The sequence below is a fragment of the Paenibacillus sp. VTT E-133291 genome, assembly GCF_002264395.1.
Taxonomy (GTDB): Bacteria; Bacillota; Bacilli; order Paenibacillales; family Paenibacillaceae; genus Paenibacillus_AQ; species Paenibacillus_AQ nitricinens.
Map to the genome: position 1 here is coordinate 1 of NZ_NFVA01000121.1, position 16,223 is coordinate 16,223.

Annotated in this window: 15 protein-coding genes; 11 read left to right on the top strand and 4 right to left on the bottom strand. The window is 44.8% G+C overall.

The genetic code is table 11. The annotated features are described in order from the left end of the window. From CA598_RS32470 to CA598_RS28695, 10 genes are all read left to right on the top strand, one after another. The coding region (locus tag CA598_RS32470) for an LPXTG cell wall anchor domain-containing protein (RefSeq protein WP_179283790.1) at positions 1–657 on the top strand (657 nt) is incomplete at its 5' end. Between the two features lie 172 nt (positions 658–829). Next, a complete protein-coding gene (locus tag CA598_RS28655) occupies positions 830–1,765 on the top strand; it encodes an alpha/beta hydrolase (protein ID WP_094874524.1) in 936 nt (311 codons plus the stop codon). Between the two features lie 820 nt (positions 1,766–2,585). Beyond that, positions 2,586–2,975, top strand: a complete 390-nt coding sequence (locus CA598_RS28660) for a NusG domain II-containing protein (protein ID WP_094874525.1) — start codon at positions 2,586–2,588, stop codon at positions 2,973–2,975. After that, a complete protein-coding gene (locus tag CA598_RS28665) occupies positions 2,959–3,516 on the top strand; it encodes a Gx transporter family protein (protein ID WP_094874526.1) in 558 nt (185 codons plus the stop codon). The genes CA598_RS28660 and CA598_RS28665 overlap by 17 nt, the downstream gene beginning before the upstream one ends. Positions 3,517–3,545: 29 nt before the next feature. Then, positions 3,546–4,400 (top strand): ATP-binding cassette domain-containing protein, encoded by an 855-nt coding sequence (locus tag CA598_RS28670; RefSeq protein ID WP_094878683.1) that lies wholly within the window; start codon positions 3,546–3,548, stop codon positions 4,398–4,400. After that, entirely contained in the window at positions 4,391–5,296 is a 906-nt protein-coding gene (locus CA598_RS28675; protein ID WP_094878684.1) for an ATP-binding cassette domain-containing protein, read from the top strand. Before CA598_RS28670 ends, CA598_RS28675 begins: the two co-directional genes overlap by 10 nt. Next, positions 5,289–6,080, top strand: coding sequence for an energy-coupling factor transporter transmembrane component T family protein (locus CA598_RS28680; protein ID WP_094878685.1), 792 nt, complete (start codon positions 5,289–5,291; stop codon positions 6,078–6,080). Before CA598_RS28675 ends, CA598_RS28680 begins: the two co-directional genes overlap by 8 nt. 43 nt (positions 6,081–6,123) lie before the next feature. Further along, positions 6,124–8,049, top strand: a complete 1,926-nt coding sequence (locus CA598_RS28685; RefSeq protein ID WP_094878686.1) for a peptidase U32 family protein — start codon at positions 6,124–6,126, stop codon at positions 8,047–8,049. 99 nt (positions 8,050–8,148) lie between these two features. Then, entirely contained in the window at positions 8,149–9,435 is a 1,287-nt protein-coding gene (locus tag CA598_RS28690; RefSeq protein WP_094878687.1) for an aspartate aminotransferase family protein, read from the top strand. Positions 9,436–9,475: 40 nt separating this feature from the next. Continuing rightward, positions 9,476–10,360, top strand: coding sequence for a UbiA-like polyprenyltransferase (locus CA598_RS28695; RefSeq protein WP_094874531.1), 885 nt, complete (start codon positions 9,476–9,478; stop codon positions 10,358–10,360). A 620-nt stretch (positions 10,361–10,980) separates the two neighbouring features. Here the strand turns inward: CA598_RS28695 and CA598_RS28700 are convergent. From CA598_RS28700 to CA598_RS28715, 4 genes are all read right to left on the bottom strand, one after another. Beyond that, positions 10,981–11,961: a polyprenyl synthetase family protein gene (locus CA598_RS28700; RefSeq protein ID WP_094878688.1), complete on the bottom strand. Its 981-nt coding sequence runs from the start codon at positions 11,959–11,961 to the stop codon at positions 10,981–10,983. Positions 11,962–11,978: 17 nt separating this feature from the next. Beyond that, on the bottom strand, positions 11,979–12,428 hold the full coding sequence (locus CA598_RS28705; protein ID WP_042184507.1) for a hypothetical protein: 450 nt from the start codon (positions 12,426–12,428) through the stop codon (positions 11,979–11,981). Positions 12,429–12,675: 247 nt separating this feature from the next. Beyond that, positions 12,676–14,556: an FAD-dependent oxidoreductase gene (locus CA598_RS28710; protein ID WP_094874533.1), complete on the bottom strand. Its 1,881-nt coding sequence runs from the start codon at positions 14,554–14,556 to the stop codon at positions 12,676–12,678. 48 nt (positions 14,557–14,604) lie between these two features. Further along, a complete protein-coding gene (locus CA598_RS28715; RefSeq protein WP_094874534.1) occupies positions 14,605–15,495 on the bottom strand; it encodes an FMN-binding protein in 891 nt (296 codons plus the stop codon). Between the two features lie 448 nt (positions 15,496–15,943). On the opposite strand from CA598_RS28715, the gene CA598_RS28720 reads away from it, so the two are divergent. Beyond that, positions 15,944–16,147 carry a CsbD family protein gene (locus CA598_RS28720; protein WP_094878689.1) on the top strand — a complete coding sequence of 68 codons (204 nt, stop codon included), beginning with the start codon at positions 15,944–15,946 and terminating at the stop codon, positions 16,145–16,147. The last annotated feature ends 76 nt before the right edge of the window (positions 16,148–16,223 follow it).

Below are 16,223 nucleotides of genomic sequence, written 5' to 3' on the forward strand. Positions count from 1 at the left end.
CCGTCACCAACGCCGGAAGTAACGCCAACGACAACGCCAACGCCAGAGGCAACAGCAACACCAACGCCGACGCCAACGCCAGAGGCAACAGCAACGCCAACACCGACACCGTCGCCAGAGGCAACAGCAACGCCGACTCCGTCGCCGGAAGCAACGCCAACACCGACGCCGTCGTCAGAGGTAACGCCAACACCGACATCGTCGTCGGAAGTGACGCCAACACCGACATCGTCGCCAGAGGCAACACCAACACCGACATCGTCGTCGGAAGTGACACCAACGCCAACGCCGGAGCCTCCGGTGTTCCCAACACCAACACCATCATTTGTAATTGGCACTATTGTTGTTAATGATGACCCTGTGCCGCTGGGTCCTGTAGCTTCTTCGACTCCAGCACCATTACCAACATCAACACCGTCAAGCAACACAGAGTTACTTGTTGATGATGAGATTCCATTAGGACCAGTATTGACAGTAACACCAACGCCGTCACCAGAGGATATTGCAGTAGTGGATGATACAATTCCGCTAGGTAATCCACCTGTGGATGAACTGCCAAAAACGGGAGAATCAAGTCCAGTTCCTTATTATGCAGCAGGTCTAGGTTTTGCTCTTATCGGATTGCTAATGAGAAATAGATTCTCGAACAAGAAATAATAAACGGTGATTATAGCGTGAACGCAAGCTAAGCCGTGAAGAATAGAAGAGCCGCTTTCGGGACATATTCCGATGGCGGCTCTATTTTGTCATGATTGTTATATTTTGGCGCATTCTAAGTAGATGTTATACTGATTTACAACGAACATAAGGAAAGGACGGGGAAGACGAATTGGTATGGTTCTTCATTAGTGCTGTCATCGTCATTGGAGCTCTGATCTATGCTGGCTTTTTCTTTTATGGCATTGCTATTAAACGAGCACCGAAGGAATTCCTGAGTACTAATCGTGACTTGAAGGTTGATCCCCCGGTTGCCGGGGCTTCTTGGGGTGAGGGGAAGGATTGGATCTCCAGTCAGAGCTTTGAGAATGTGGAGATTACATCTGAGGACGGGCTACAACTAAGAGGGTATTTGCTCCTTTCGGATCGTGCTGAAGGTCGTACGGCGATTCTAGCCCACGGTTATTCTGGAAAAGGGAAGGATATGGGGGCGTACGCCAAAATCTATTACGAGAGACTGGGCTTTAATATCCTGATTCCCGATGCCAGGGGACATGGGGAAAGCGCTGGAAATTATATTGGCTTTGGATGGCATGAGCGCAAGGATTATTTACACTGGATTAAATATATAATAGAAAAGACTGGGCTCAGTGCTCAAGTTGTGCTTCATGGGGTTTCTATGGGCGGTGCTACAGTGCTAATGACCTCAGGTGAAAATCTCCCACCGCAGGTCAAAGCTATTGTCTCGGACTGCGCTTACAGCTCAGTTAAAGCACAATTAGCTTACCAACTAAGGCGTATGTATCACTTGCCAAGCTTCCCTTTTATCCAAAGTGCAAGTCTAATTACTCGTTTGAAGGCAGGGTATGGTTTTAGTGAAGCGTCTGCCTTGAAACAGGTGCGTAAGGCGAAGGTGCCGATTCTTTTTATTCATGGGGATGCTGATAATTTTGTACCATATAGTATGATGAATGAATTATATGAGGCATGTCAGAGTCCAAAAGAGAAGTTCGTAGTGCCGCAAGCGGGGCATGGATTAGCTTATGATACGGATAAAACGGGTTACATAAATGTAGTAACAGCTTTTGTGAATCAATATGTAAATTAGTGGCCCTGAACGTAGACAGCGCCCGATATCCGCTTGGTAGCGGTTATCGGGCGCCTATATTTTTCCACACATGGCATGTGTCCTTGTGTAAGGTTCGTACAGCCATGCTTTTTCGTTATATTCATCCCCCGCCGTTCGTGAGTAACGGGTGTCTTAATTCCTTGTTATTTCCAGCAGCCGTGTGGCGAGAATAATCCTTCCAATACGACAAAAGCCCTACCTCTCTTTTGCCCTTGCGGCTCCATTGACCGCGCCAGTGTGAATCGGAATGCTATATTTCGAATTTAATCTCATAAAAAGGAAAGTTTCTGCAAGAAAACATGAAGCCTCTGTGTCCAAATTGCCGAAGTGTAAAATAGTCGGCCTGACATCTTCTTGATGGGGATATACAATATATCGAAAAACAAATACGATATAAATATAACACGGTATTGTTTAAAAGGCAAATATAATAATGAATTCCAAGATAAGGATGGTTTTGCTTAGGAGGGGAACAAGTCTCCAGAGGGGGCGTTTCAGATCCGAATGTGACTTAGACTAGATTAATTGTGGAATATTTCGGAAAAGCTAGTAAACCAGAAGAGATGGGCAATCTCGGTTCAAATGGGCTAAAGTTTCAGTTTAATTTTTGCAAACGCTGCAAATTACACCTGAATTTGCTCGAAGCGAAGGGCTTGAGTCTGTGGGGGTTATTTTGCGTGCCTATTTTGTGAACAGGTCTTTAAAACTTACATAAAACCCCAACATTGATTGAAGGATTGAGGGCAGACCGTTATAATTAATAAGTCTGGATTTTAATTAAAAAATAAGGGAGATTTATATGAAACGCGCAGATGTGTGGTTGATTTCCATCGTATTGATTGCTGCGCTCGCTTTTCTCGTACCGAGATGGTTTTCGGACAATGATGATAAAGGTGGGGCCGGTAAAAATCTCGTAGCCAATGTGACTGTGGACGGCGAGTTATTTAAAACGGTAAAGCTTACAAAAGAAGAACAAACCATTGAGGTCCGTACCGAACGTGGTTATAACATCTTGAAGGTGCATGATTACGGGATTGAAATGTACGATGCCGATTGCCCGGATCAAGTATGCCTAGGTTTTGGTTTTATTACCCTGCCCAAACAGACGATTGTCTGTCTACCACATAGAGTGTTAGTGGAGATCACAAGTGCGTCGGGGGAGGATGATATAGATGCCTATGTCCAGTAGTGAATCTGCAACAGCTTTAAAAAGAACGGTAATTATTGCGATTTTTGCCGCAGTGGCGGTAGTGCTCAGTCTAATAGAGGCTCAGATCCCATTATCAGGGATGGGACTGGTGCCAGGTGCTAAACTTGGACTAGCTAACATTATGATTTTGACCTGTATTTACTTTTTACGTGGACGGGACGCTTTCCTGCTTGTCATTCTCAAAACACTGCTTACTGCATTTCTGCTAGGTACCTTTTCGAGCTTATTGTTCAGTTTATTCGGTTCGCTTTTTAGCTTTGTTGTAATGTTCGTGTTAATGCTGCTTAGTGGCAAAGGTAAAAGTATAAGCTTGATCGGAATTAGTATAGCTGGTGGAATTGCACATAATATCGGTCAGCTGCTGGCAGCTTCTATGGTATTCTCGTCCCTTAGTATTTTTTATTATCTTCCCATGCTGCTGATCACTGGAGTAGTAACAGGAATTGCCGTGGGCTATGCAGTCCGTTATTTGGTGGCTTCATTGTCAAAAATATCGTTGTTTGAAGAGTTTTTGGACTGATTAGTCACATCAGCGGAAGGATGACTAACATGAATGAATCATATGATGGTCAAGAATTAGAGGGAGAAGGACAAGCTGTCATCTCTTTGGATGGAGTATCGTTTGGTTATGATCCTGAGCATCCGATTCTTCAAAATATAACGTTATCTATTTCACAGGGACAATGGGTTAGCTTGGTTGGTCCCAATGGCTGCGGGAAGTCTACGCTAGTTAAGCTACTGAATGCTTTGCTGCCTAAGAGTGCTGGCGAGATTGTGGTTAGTGGTATGCAACTCAGTGAGGAGACGATCGGAAGCATTCGGCAATGCATCGGTATGGTGTTCCAAAATCCAGATAATCAGTTTATTGGAGCCACTGTAGAGGAAGATATCTTATTCGGCCTGGAAGGGCTTTGTTTGTCGTACGAAGAGATGGCTGAACGATTACACGCTTATACGACGAGGCTGGGAATAAATCATCTGTTGTCCAAACACCCAGGTGAGCTGTCTGGAGGCCAAAAGCAGCGTGTCGCTATCGCCTCCATTCTTGCTATGGAACCAGGCATCGTCATTTTTGACGAGGCCTCTTCTATGTTGGATGAAGGAAGCAGAAATGATCTTCTTGGTATTTTGCAGGATATGCGAGCGGAAGGAAAGTATACGATTCTTATGATTACACATGATGCAGATGAGATTTTGGCATCGGATCGGGTGCTTGCACTGCATGGAGGTGGTTTAGCTGCTGATGTTACACCGGCGGAGCTGTTCCGGGACGAAGAGCTTCTGCAAAAATGCCATCTGTGTGAGCCGTATCCTTGGCGTCTTGCACGCGAGCTGCAGAATCAGGGCATCTATGTGGATGTTCCCGCCAGTGAAAAGGAGCTTATAGACACGTTATGGCCATAGAATTACAGCAAGTAAGTTATTCCTATGCTGACCGAAGCCTATGGAAGCTGACGGCGCTCCGCGACATTAACCTCAGTGTTCCAATAGGCTCTATGGTTGGTATTGCTGGGGCGACAGGCTCTGGTAAATCGACGCTACTGCAGTTGTTTAACGGGATATTGAAACCAACGGAGGGTACGGTAAAAGTGCTCGATGTAACCATCCAGGCGGGGGAGAAATCACCTAAGCTGATGCCGCTGCGCCGTAGAGTCGGATTGGTATTTCAATTTCCAGAGCAGCAAATGTTTGAAGATACGGTCGAAAAGGATCTTATCTTCGGTCCTCTTAACTTCGGCATGAGCCTCGAAGAGGCAAAGGCACGCGCAAGACAGGCCATGCTAGATATGGGGCTGGATCTTGCGCTGCTAGAGCGGAATCCTTTTAAATTGAGCGGTGGGCAAATGCGCAAGGCAGCTATCGCCTCCGTGCTAGCTATGGACCCTGAGGTCATCGTTCTGGATGAACCGACGGCTACGCTTGATCCCATCAGCCGTGCAGAGCTAATCCACTTGCTGGAGCGTTTATGCCGTGAACAGGGGAGAACGATCATCGTCGTCACGCATCGGATGGATGAGTTATTGCCTTACGCGGACAACTGGCTTGTCCTTAAAGAGGGCAGCACGGCGTTTCAAGGCAGCGTAAAGGCGCTGGCAGATGACCCTTCGATTCTGGAACAGTGTGGCTTGACGGTTCCGCAGTCTCTTCGTTACTGGCGTGCAGTCGCTGATCGCTTTGGTCTTACGGATGAAGCTCCTCGCTTAACGGCAGAGAGCTTAGCAGAGCTAATCGCTTCGCTGCCATCTGGATCAGGCAACTCTAGCGAGCAGCACGAAGGAAAGAGGGATAGCCATGAATGAGAAGCTAATCATAGGGCGCAGTATTGAGACCGGTTCATGGGTGCATAAGCTAGATGCTCGTGCCAAAATCACCGGAATGCTATTATACGTAGCTGTTATCCTGCTCTCCCGTTCGTGGATGGCTATGGCGCTGCTGGCTATTTTCTCAATAGCGGTTATGGCTTCCACTCGGATTCCGCTTAAATACTTTCTGAAAGCAGCTAAGCCTTTACGGTATTTAATGCTATTTATCTTTATCGTACAGCTGCTGTCTGTGAAGACGGGTGAGGCGGTGCTGACGCTTGGTTCGTGGTCTATTTATGAGGGAGGGCTAAGATTAGGCGCATTTTCGGTCATCCGCATGTTTTTTCTGATCACGTTCACGGCACTACTTACATTCACCACAACGCCGGGTAAGCTGAATCAAGGGCTGGAGGGGATTTTGGCTCCTTTCAAAAAGTTTGGTTTGAAGCCCGACCGTATCACACTGATGATCAGCATTTCCCTTCGTTTCATACCTACGATTCTAGACGAGTCGCAGATTATCATAAAAGCGCAGGCCTCACGGGGTGCTGATCTGAAGGAGCTGCCTTTAAAGGAAAAGGGACGAATGTTAGTGTCCTTGCTGGTTCCGATTATCGCTAGTGCGTTTAGGCGTGCGCAGGATCTGGTATATTCCATGGAAGCCCGTGGCTTTCGTATGGATGCTCCGCGTAGCCAGTATCACCGCCTAAGGTGGGGCATATTCGATACTATTTTTATTACTATGTTTATTGTAATGGGGATTGCAGTAGCTTTGGTGTAAAGTACAACTTGTATGGAGAGTATCAACTTGGGAGGGAACTTGAATGGCACGTTATTTTAACGGTAGAGAGATTGAATTATTAGCACCCGCAGGAACGTTTGAGATTTTCAAGGAAGTGATCCAGGCACGATGTGATGCAGTTTATTTTGGTGGACCTGTATTGAATATGAGAATGATGCGTAAAGGATATAATCTGTCTCATGAGGAGATCGTAGAGGCACTAGATATTGCTCACCGCCTAGACAAAAAAGTGTATATCACAGTGAATAACCTGTTTAGTGAAGAAGATGTGGAAGAGGCTAAAGAATATCTGCGTTTCCTTGACGGTGCTCGCCCGGATGCCTTAATTGTTCAGGATATGGCAGTGCTGGAGCTTATTCGCGAGATGGGGCTTAATCTTCCGATTCACTCTTCGGTAATGATGAATGTGCACAACCTGGAAATGATCTACGCGCTGCGTGATCTGGGTGTAAGTCGTGTGGTTACTTCACGGGAAATGGATTTGCAGACAGCTAAGCTGCTTGGTCAGCGGAGTGGGATGGAACTGGAGTATTTTATTCACGGAGATATGTGCTCAGTTCACGGAGCGAATTGTTATTTCAGCTCTCATGTATTCGGTATGAGCAGTAACCGTGGGAAATGTATGAAGCCTTGTCGCTGGGATTATCGGGTGAAAAAAGATGGTTATGTTTATCCTGCTGAATATCCATTGGCTGTAAAAGATATGTTCATGTATGAGCATCTGCCGGAATTGATTGAGTCAGGCATTACCTCCTTCAAAATAGAGGGCCGCATGCGGGATAAGGAATTTATGGTGATGCTGGCGAATAGTTATGGTGAAGCTATTGACCGGTATATCGATGATCCGATTGGCTTTGACCGTACGGCCGATACTAAAGAACTCTATAACAACCGCAAACGTGACTTTTCGACAGCTTATGCTTTTGGCAAACCAGGCTTGGCTAACATTAACCGTCGTTACGAAGGTACAGGCAAATTTTATAGCACTGGAAAAGTGTTCAGTACACCAACCGCAGAGCGGGAATTATCTGAAAAACGTGTTGAGCAGGTGCGGGAGAGTTTGGCTGAGGTTAAGCAACCGCAGAAGACAAAAGCTAAGCTAGCTGTCCGAGTAAATAATATGGAACAGGCCCGGATGGTCTTAGAGCTTGGTGTTGATAGCTTGTACTTGCCGGGGGATGTTTTTGAACCCGATCAACCTTTTACGAAACGGGACATTAAGGAACTTGGTGAACGGAAAGGCGATAGCAAAATTTACTTAGGTTTGCCACGTATGATGACAGAGCTGCATTTTGATCAATATGATCAATTACTTCAGGGAGAACGCTTGCCGATTGACGGTCTTATCGTTACAAATTTAGGAGCCATTCGTCGTTACAACGCTACAGGATACCCGCTAATTGGAGACAGTAATTTAAATGTATACAATCATCTGTCAGCGCAATTATATACTAACTTAGGCTTGACTCAGCTTTCAGTGTCTCCGGAAATGACGGTGGAGCATTTTGCTACCTTTGCCTCACGTTGTAAAGCGCCTTTGGAAGTGGTAGTTCATGGTACACCTGCACTAATGTATATGGAACATGATCTTTATGAGAATACTGAGTTGATGGAGCCTATTGCTGAAGAGGATAATGAATATGTGCACAATAGTGTTTTGGTTCTAAAGACAGACAAAGGTGAGAATCCGGTATATCGTGATCAGCACGGCCGTTGCCATCTGTTATTTGCCAAAGAACTCTGCTATTTACCATTGTTGAATGAAATGAGTGAACTAGGAATATCAAGCTTCCGTATTGAAGGAGCAACCTATAGCGTCGAACAGCTTCGTGAAATTATTATTTCATATCAACAGGCAATTAACGGATCCGATAAGAAGGATGACATGCTGGGCGGCCTCAAGCCGGTCTATGCGGGTTATACTTTGGGCTCATTGCAGTTCAACTAATTGTATTTTAATGGGGACTAGATATCGCCGTGTAATAGGGTGATGCACAGGACTCTATGAATAAGTTACTATTTTCACAAAAAGGAGAGAGAACCCTTCATGGAACAACAAGACTTCATCGGAAGAGAAGCGGTAGCATCCAAACGTAAGCAATATTTCTATCCTTGTACACAGCATTTTTACCGTGATGCACCTCAGCTTGTTCGTGGTTCAATGCAGTTTGTTTATGATGAGAAGGGAAAATCCTATACGGACTTTTTCGCGGGTGTATCCGTAGTCGCTTGTGGGCATTGTAATCCAGCCATAACAGCACGTACGATTGAACAACTGCAACAGCTGCAGCATACGACAACTATTTATTTAACCCAACCAAGTGTAGATTTAGCTGAACGTTTGGAAGAGGTAATGCCGGGTGATTTACGTCGGACCTTCTTCGTTAATAGTGGCTCTGAGGCGAATGAGGGAGCTCTGCTATTAGCCCGGATGTATACGGGACGTAAAGGGTTCATAGCGCTGGAGAGCGGTCTACATGGCCGTACCAATCTGACTATGAGTGTGACAGGTCTGCCAATGTGGCGCACGGATAAATATTTGGATCATGATGTCGAGTTTATTCCTCGTCCGTATCATCAGGATCTATCTCTGGAGGAAGCGGCTTCGTTATCCCTGGATTCGCTGGAGCGGGTGCTCGAAGAGAAGGGCAATACTATCGCTGCTATGATCGTAGAGCCAATCCAAGGCAACGGCGGAATGATCATGCCAACCCGATCCTACTTCCGGGATGTAAAAGCATTGTTGGAGAGATATGGCGTGCTCCTGATTGCTGATGAAATTCAAACTGGATTTGGACGTACTGGCAAAATGTTTGCTATGGAGCATTTTGATGTCGTACCCGATATTATAAGTATGGCCAAAGCACTCGGCAACGGAATTCCGGTCGCAGCCTTTGCTACAACCGATGAGATTTCCCTTGCACTAAACCGCCCGTCAGCCTCTACGTTTGGGGGCAATCCGGTATCTGCTGCAACAGCGCTGGCTGTGCTTGATTATATTCGAGATGAACGGCTTCCGGAACGCTCGGTAGAGCTCGGAGAACGATTGAAAGCAGGTTTGGAGGCGCTACAAGCCCGTTATCCTTCGCTAATTATTGAGGTGCGGGGAACTGGACTTATGCTGGGTGCAGAACTTGCCGGTGCAGATGCTGAAGGCGCAGCGGCACTTACAGATCAAGTGCTCGAGTCGATGAAGGACCGGGGTTATCTAATCGGCAAAAATGGCATAGGACGTAATGTACTGGCCTTCCAGCCACCGATGATTATTACGGAAGAAGATATTGACGGGATGCTTAACGTCCTGAACGAAGTTCTTGCAGAGCATAATCATTAATGAACTTAAACACAAGTAGTAAAGAAAGAGGAATGCACGAATGGCAATTCTAAACATATGTAAAACTGCGGGACTAAAACTTAAAATGTTCAGCGAACTGGTCATGTTCTCTCATACGCTTTTTTCGCTGCCGTTTGCCATTATATCGATGGTATGGGCCGCAGGGGGCTGGCCATCGGGACATTTGATGATCTGGGGATTGATTGCATTGATCGGCGCCCGTAATGGCGCCAATGCTTTCAATCGGCTGGTGGATCGTACGTTCGATGAACAGAATCCTCGAACGGCACATCGGCATCTGCCTCGACGTTTACTGGCGGAAAAAGAAGTTGTTGTCTTTGTTATCGTCAACTATGCTATTTTCATTGTAGCTTCAGGCATGCTTAATTTGCTCTGCTTGATCTTATCGCCGGTGGCTATCGTATTGATATCAACTTATTCCTATACGAAGCGGTTTACCTTTCTCAGTCATTTATATTTAGGGTTTGTTATTGCCTCTGCACCGATTGGTGCATGGTTTGCTGTCACCGGAAATATCGCATTTACACCGTTTGTCATCGGAACAGTAGTTATGCTGTGGATTGCCGGTTTTGATATTATTTACGGTACTCAGGATATCGAATTTGACCGGCGGCATGGTCTATGGTCTATTCCTAGTTTTTTCGGACTGGAGAATGCCCTGCGCATTTCAAAAGGTCTACATTTCATCATGATTATGTTGCTATTGTTCCTATATGTATGGCGTGACCTCGGCTGGATGTATCTGGTGGGGATTGGCATTGCGACGCTGCTCCTGATGACCGAGCATAAGATTATTAAACCATCCAATCGTAAGTTGATGAAGGTGGCTTCTTATAACCTGAATCAGGTGATCAGCATGGTGATTTTATTGTGTACGCTGATTGATTTTTTCTATGTTAGCTAGGGAGAGTTAGTTCGATGGATGGTTAGGAGGTTAGGAAGCTGCACTGCGTGGAATGTTGGACTTTCGAGCGCTACGCTTCTACAGTTCCAAAATTCCACGCAGTGAAGTCCTAACCATTGGCGCATTGCCTCCAAGCTAACAACAAAAGACAACAGCCTACCCAAAACAGGGTAGGCAAAGGGATCGGAAAGCTGGCAACGCGGCTTTCCTTTTTTGTTTTTGTGGGCATCTGCGAGGGGGGGCTAGAGCCGTGTGAGAGGGCTGAACTAATCCAAGGTAGACTTATAGGGAAAACCTCCCTTTATTTCCGAGCTTTATTGACTTTAGATCTTGTTATAGGGAAAGTCCCCCTCTAAATTGGCTGATTAGTCTATAAACCATACAAATTCAAGTTTTTAGAGGGAGGAATTCCTTATAATCGTGGATTCCAAGCGATTTTAAGCTAATTAAAGGGAGGATTTCCCTATATGTTGAATAGTAGAGCCTGGAAGCTAAAAGGCTAAACACGCTCACGGGCGCTGCGCTACGTTCGACTTGTTTAGCTAAAGTACACAAAAAAACGGATACCCACCCAAGTGAATGGGAGGTATCCGTTTTTAATTGCTACGTTAGCATCTGCTTTAGCGATCACGGTCGGCAAAATATTGCAGTAGCGTATCCAGATCGGCATGCGCCGGATAGGAGGAGAGCTGCTGCACAATCGCTCCAGCCTTATCCAGGTAGTTCTGGCTGACCCTTTCTGCGCGAGCTAGGGCATCGCTTCTCTTAATAAGGGCGAGCACATGTACCACCTCAGCATCGGAAGAATCAGGGCCGATTGCACGAATCACAGGCGAAAGCTTTGGATCCTGTAATGCATAAAGCACTGGCAGGGTAACCTGACCATGACGCAGATCGCTACCGGCGGGCTTACCAAGCACAGCCTCAGACTGCGTGAAATCCAGCAGGTCATCTTGTATTTGAAAAGACATGCCTAAGGCTTCGCCAAAGGTATACAGGAGGTTGGCCACTTCCTCTGAGCTTTCGGTGGATAATGCACCCACACGTAAGCAGGTAGCCATAAGGAGAGCTGTTTTATTTAAGGACTTCTCCAGATATTGCTCCATTGTAATCTCATAATCAAAAGCATGTTCCATTTGCTGATACTCACCTAGACAGAGCTGAGCAGTGGCTACAGAAGATAAGTCATGAACATATTTGTTTTTGTCTCCGGTATATTTGCTTAACAGTTCGATAACCCGAGCGGACATATAATTGCCAATATGCACTGCTGATCGTGTGCCCGTCTTAGTATGTAGGGCGGGTTTGCCCCGCCGTAACTCAGAATCGTCAATGATATCATCATGAATTAATGAGGCAACATGAATAAATTCAGCGGCAGCAGCTAATTGAAGCGCTCTTCGACCTGTATCCTTTCGGCCAAAACGACTGCCAACAATGACCATAAGAGGGCGGAGGCGTTTACCTCCAGAATTTATAAGCTCAAGAACACTCTGCCCGAGTTGAGATTTCTTAGGAACATCCTTATCTCGTGCCACAAGATTTACGATTTCACGATTAATTTCATCTATGTCTATGTTTAAGGCCTCATGCAGCTTCATCTTATAGATCCCACCTGTCAAATGGCTTTGCTTGTGCGACTACGCTGTCTGCACTCTTGAATCAAGAATTGTTCGATTCCAGCCGCTGGATCATGTTCCGCGAAGTCTCCATTTGACCGTCTAATTTGCATTTTTTTGATCGAAGGAGCTAAATAAGCAACTAGGTCGAGCTCACGGCATTTCACCGCAAACTGAAGGTAAAAGCTGTACAAGTAATCTCCATCCAAAATGTTGCGTGTAAGGTCGGGATGATGTGGGATACATTCCATATGGCGCTCAGCTGCCAAAGTGAGAATAGTGTAAATACCCAGCAAATTGACTTTGCGGTTGTATTCCAGATCATGGCGTTCTAGTACCGAGATTAGCTGCTCACATGCAGCCGGAGAGGGATTAAGCTCAATTCCGGCAATAGGTGACATTTCAGTATGCAACAACCGGAGGGTATCTTCTATGAGTTGTTTGTTCACAAGATTCTCTCCTTCTTGTCGGTTTTGCCGGAAGAAACCATACCCCTGATCATCCCTACAAAACCATTCATTAAAGAATAAACTGACCATTTCCTGATATTAGGAAGATTATTTTCTTCTTGTAAATAAGGAGAGTAATGTGTCCTAGGGACACATTACTCTGAAGTACATCCATATTTAGCTTACTGACATGCAATCTACATATTTTCTTTAAAATAAATGATTACACGAAATCAGGGCTTTATAATCAGTCGGTGTATAGATACCATCGTCTGACGATTGGAACTCTCTTCCAATGTTTCTTAAGCCAAGGAAGTACATAGTAATCTAGGCCAAATGTGCTGCCCGATCCGCCGATGCAGGCGATACCCGCACCAACATACCATAACATTTCTGTAGAAGCCATTTTGGTCGACCAGATCATGACGGACATGGCTATCGTCGCTATAGAAGCAATAGCTGTGAACAGACCAACGATGAGCATAATACCGAACACGATTTCTGCACATACCATACCGATTTGGAACCATTTCGCGAGGAAAGTATAACTTCCGTCGTTGTTGTAGAACATCAAATCCATGAAGAAGTTCGTAATATCATATACGAAACCAGGAACTGGCAATGCTTCAACCGCTTCTTTTGCAGTGGATACTGCTGAAGCTGCAGATTGTGCATCTACTGTTGTTTTAACTGCATCCACCGCTACGCTGGCTGCTGATGAAGCATCCGTTGCAAAAGGAGCGGCTGGAATTAGGAATATCTTATTCGGATCTACCCAAATTTTCCGTAACTTATCTATACCTTCATATAACCACATTCCACCAAGCAACATGCGAAGCGGAACGAGCCAGAAGTTAGGTGAACGCTTGGAGAAGTGTCCGCCCAAGAAGCTCTTACGGTTCTCAACATGGAAGAACTCATGCATCATGTAAGTCCAAACTTTATTGAAGCCTACAACCTGAGACAGGTAGAACATATTGATAAAGTGTTTGGATAACATTGCCATAAAACCAGTAAGCATAAAGAACTTGCCTGGCAAACCAACGTTTGCTACACCGTAACGGCTACCGATGGATACCATGGTACCGTGGAAACCTGGTTTGTATGCCTTTTTAGCAGTGTTCTGAATGTCAGCTGCAATGTTACCAGCAACGATCGGAGCTGCTTGTTCAGCATTCTCAACCATTTGTGGTACAGGACGAGTTTCACCTTCAGGAATGAAGAAAATATTGTCCCCTACTACATATACGTTCTTATGATCTACACTTTCAAGGTTCTCATTCGTAACAATACGTTTGCGTCCTTGTTGTTGTACTTCAAGTCCGCCTACGATTTCAGATCCTTCGACACCTGCAGTCCAAACGATGGTTTGTGAAGCGACAACGTTTTTCTCACCAAGGGCAACACTGCCTTCGCCCACTTCAGTGATTTTGGCGCCTGTAACAATTTCCACGTTCAGCTTGCGAAGGTGAGCCTCAGCTTTTTGAATCAGCTTATCTGGAAGGATAGGCAGAATCTTCGGAGCCATATCAGCCACAATCAATCTCACTTCGGATGGGTCGATATAGAACTCTTTGCATAACTCTTCGCGTTGCTCAGCCATTTCCCCAACAAGCTCGACACCTGTAAAGCCGGCACCGATGATAACGAAAGTTAACATTGCACGACGTACAGTTGGATTTTTCTCCATAGCGGCTTTGGTATACATGTCGCGGATTTGACGTTTCAATGCTACCGCATCATCGTAAGACCAGAAGGAGAAAGTATTCTCTTCTGCACCTGGAATGCCAAAGAACGTTGGTTTGCTACCTGTACCGATTACAAGGTAATCATACGCATAGGTAGTTTTATTGGATTTGAGTTTCTTACCCTTGAAATCAATATTGCTGATTTCGTCAAGAACAACATTCACTTTAAGGCCAGCAAAGATTTTCTTTAGATCGATCTTAATTGAATCCTCTGGAGCGCGGTTCGCGGCAACCTCATGCAGCTCAGTCAATAGAGTGTGATATGGATTCCGGTCGATCAGTGTGATTTCAACATCTTTGTTTTTCTTAAATTTCTTTGCCAGTTTCTTAGCCGTGAGTACGCCGCCGTAGCCGCCGCCTAAAATGACTATTTTTTTCAAAAGAAATTCACCTCATTCGTCTGATTAACTGCAGAAGGTTATGCGAAATTATTTCGCGCCTTCGAGTGCTTTTTCAGCAAGTGTAAAATATTCACCAACATGAATACTCACGCCGGAAATTGCATCAGTTTTACCTTCAGCTGTAAGTTCTGGAGCAGTACCTTTTTCAAGATAGTATTGCTCAACTTTTGCGATTTCTTCATGCCATTCAGCAGAAGCGCCGCCAGCTTTCATACCGTATTTACCATCAACGGAGAATTGTTTCTTGTCGTCGCCAGCAGCATTTACGCCGCTGAATTTAACAGCAACAACGTTACCGTTAGCAACAGTCAAGTCAACAGTAGATTTCCAACCGGAGTCTTTATCCATCTCGCCTTCAGCATGGTAACCTCCGTCTTTGTATTGGCCAGCTTCAACAGGTCCAGCAGCCAGAGCAGCTTCAGAAGCTTTCACAAAGTCAGATACGTGTACAGATACACCGGAGATAGCATCAGTTTTCCCCTCAGCGTCTAAAGTTATAGCTGCTGGATCTTGTTTTTCAATCAGGAAAGCTTCAGCTTTTGCTGCTTGCTCGTGCCATTCAGAAGAAGCACCACCAGCTTTCATGCCATATTTACCATCTTCGGAAACTTTTTTCTTAAGGTCACCAGCTGTGTTGACGTTGAAAGCATCCCAGTCAGCTTTAGTAATCTTGCCACCTTCTACAGTTAAGAGTGCGAAATACTGCCAGCCAGTTTTAGCATCAACATCAGCAGTAGCGTAGTATGTTCCATCTTTGTACTTCGCCGCTTCAGTTCCAGTGTTAGTGGAATTAGTTGCTGTGTTGTTTTCTGTTGGAGCGTTTGTTGCTGCCGGTGTGTTGTCTGTGTTGTTACCACAACCTGCAAGCAAACTACCAAGGATAAGGGCAGTCGACAAGATTACTGTTGTTTTTTTCATTTGTTATGACCTCCAAAAATATAGTTTAAAATATATATATTAAAATGTAAAACATTTTAATAGCTGTGCGAAGTGATAAAAATCACTTTATAAATGATATTTGTCACTTTAATTTTGGGATGAAGTACCAATCTCCAACAGTATCATGACATATATCGGCATGTAATAGAAAAAAATTTAACCATGTTGTTTTATCTCCGAGGGCATTTTAGCATATAGATCAGATAAACCCATGTGAAAAAAATCACTTAAAAAATTAAATGTTTAATTTATATCTAGATTGTATCAAATTTTAAAGGGTTTGAATACCTTTTTTTAAACTATTATTTGACAAATTGTGACTTTCTATAGATTAGGTAAGATTCATGGCGAATAGGACAGGGTAATGTAACGATAACACAGGTTAGAATTCTACCCTATTTAATTCAGCTAAGGAGATGAGCATATCATGGACAACAATGTGTTTAAAGGAAAATGGAAACAGCTCAAAGGCGAAGCCAAAAAGCAATGGGGCAAGCTTACAGATGACGACCTTGATGTGATTGATGGTGAAAAGGATAAGTTAGTAGGTAAACTACAAGAGCGTTATGGGCATTCGAAAGAAGACGCGGAAAATGAGTATCAAACCTGGGGACGTTCCTACCGTGATTAAATCAAATTAGCTTATATTCTTAAGTACCCAAATATAAAATGCATAGGAAGAGCGCAAATCGTATACGATTTGCGCT

What these genes read in the sequence shown, in the direction of transcription:
- CA598_RS28660 (WP_094874525.1), top strand. Translation starts at nt 2,586, where the DNA reads ATGAAACGCGCAGATGTGTGGTTGATTTCCATCGTATTGATTGCTGCG.
- CA598_RS28665 (WP_094874526.1), top strand. Translation starts at nt 2,959, where the DNA reads ATGCCTATGTCCAGTAGTGAATCTGCAACAGCTTTAAAAAGAACGGTA.
- CA598_RS28670 (WP_094878683.1), top strand. Translation starts at nt 3,546, where the DNA reads ATGAATGAATCATATGATGGTCAAGAATTAGAGGGAGAAGGACAAGCT.
- CA598_RS28675 (WP_094878684.1), top strand. Translation starts at nt 4,391, where the DNA reads ATGGCCATAGAATTACAGCAAGTAAGTTATTCCTATGCTGACCGAAGC.
- CA598_RS28680 (WP_094878685.1), top strand. Translation starts at nt 5,289, where the DNA reads ATGAATGAGAAGCTAATCATAGGGCGCAGTATTGAGACCGGTTCATGG.
- CA598_RS28685 (WP_094878686.1), top strand. Translation starts at nt 6,124, where the DNA reads ATGGCACGTTATTTTAACGGTAGAGAGATTGAATTATTAGCACCCGCA.
- CA598_RS28690 (WP_094878687.1), top strand. Translation starts at nt 8,149, where the DNA reads ATGGAACAACAAGACTTCATCGGAAGAGAAGCGGTAGCATCCAAACGT.
- CA598_RS28695 (WP_094874531.1), top strand. Translation starts at nt 9,476, where the DNA reads ATGGCAATTCTAAACATATGTAAAACTGCGGGACTAAAACTTAAAATG.
- CA598_RS28700 (WP_094878688.1), bottom strand. Translation starts at nt 11,961, where the DNA reads ATGAAGCTGCATGAGGCCTTAAACATAGACATAGATGAAATTAATCGT.
- CA598_RS28715 (WP_094874534.1), bottom strand. Translation starts at nt 15,495, where the DNA reads ATGAAAAAAACAACAGTAATCTTGTCGACTGCCCTTATCCTTGGTAGT.
- CA598_RS28720 (WP_094878689.1), top strand. Translation starts at nt 15,944, where the DNA reads ATGGACAACAATGTGTTTAAAGGAAAATGGAAACAGCTCAAAGGCGAA.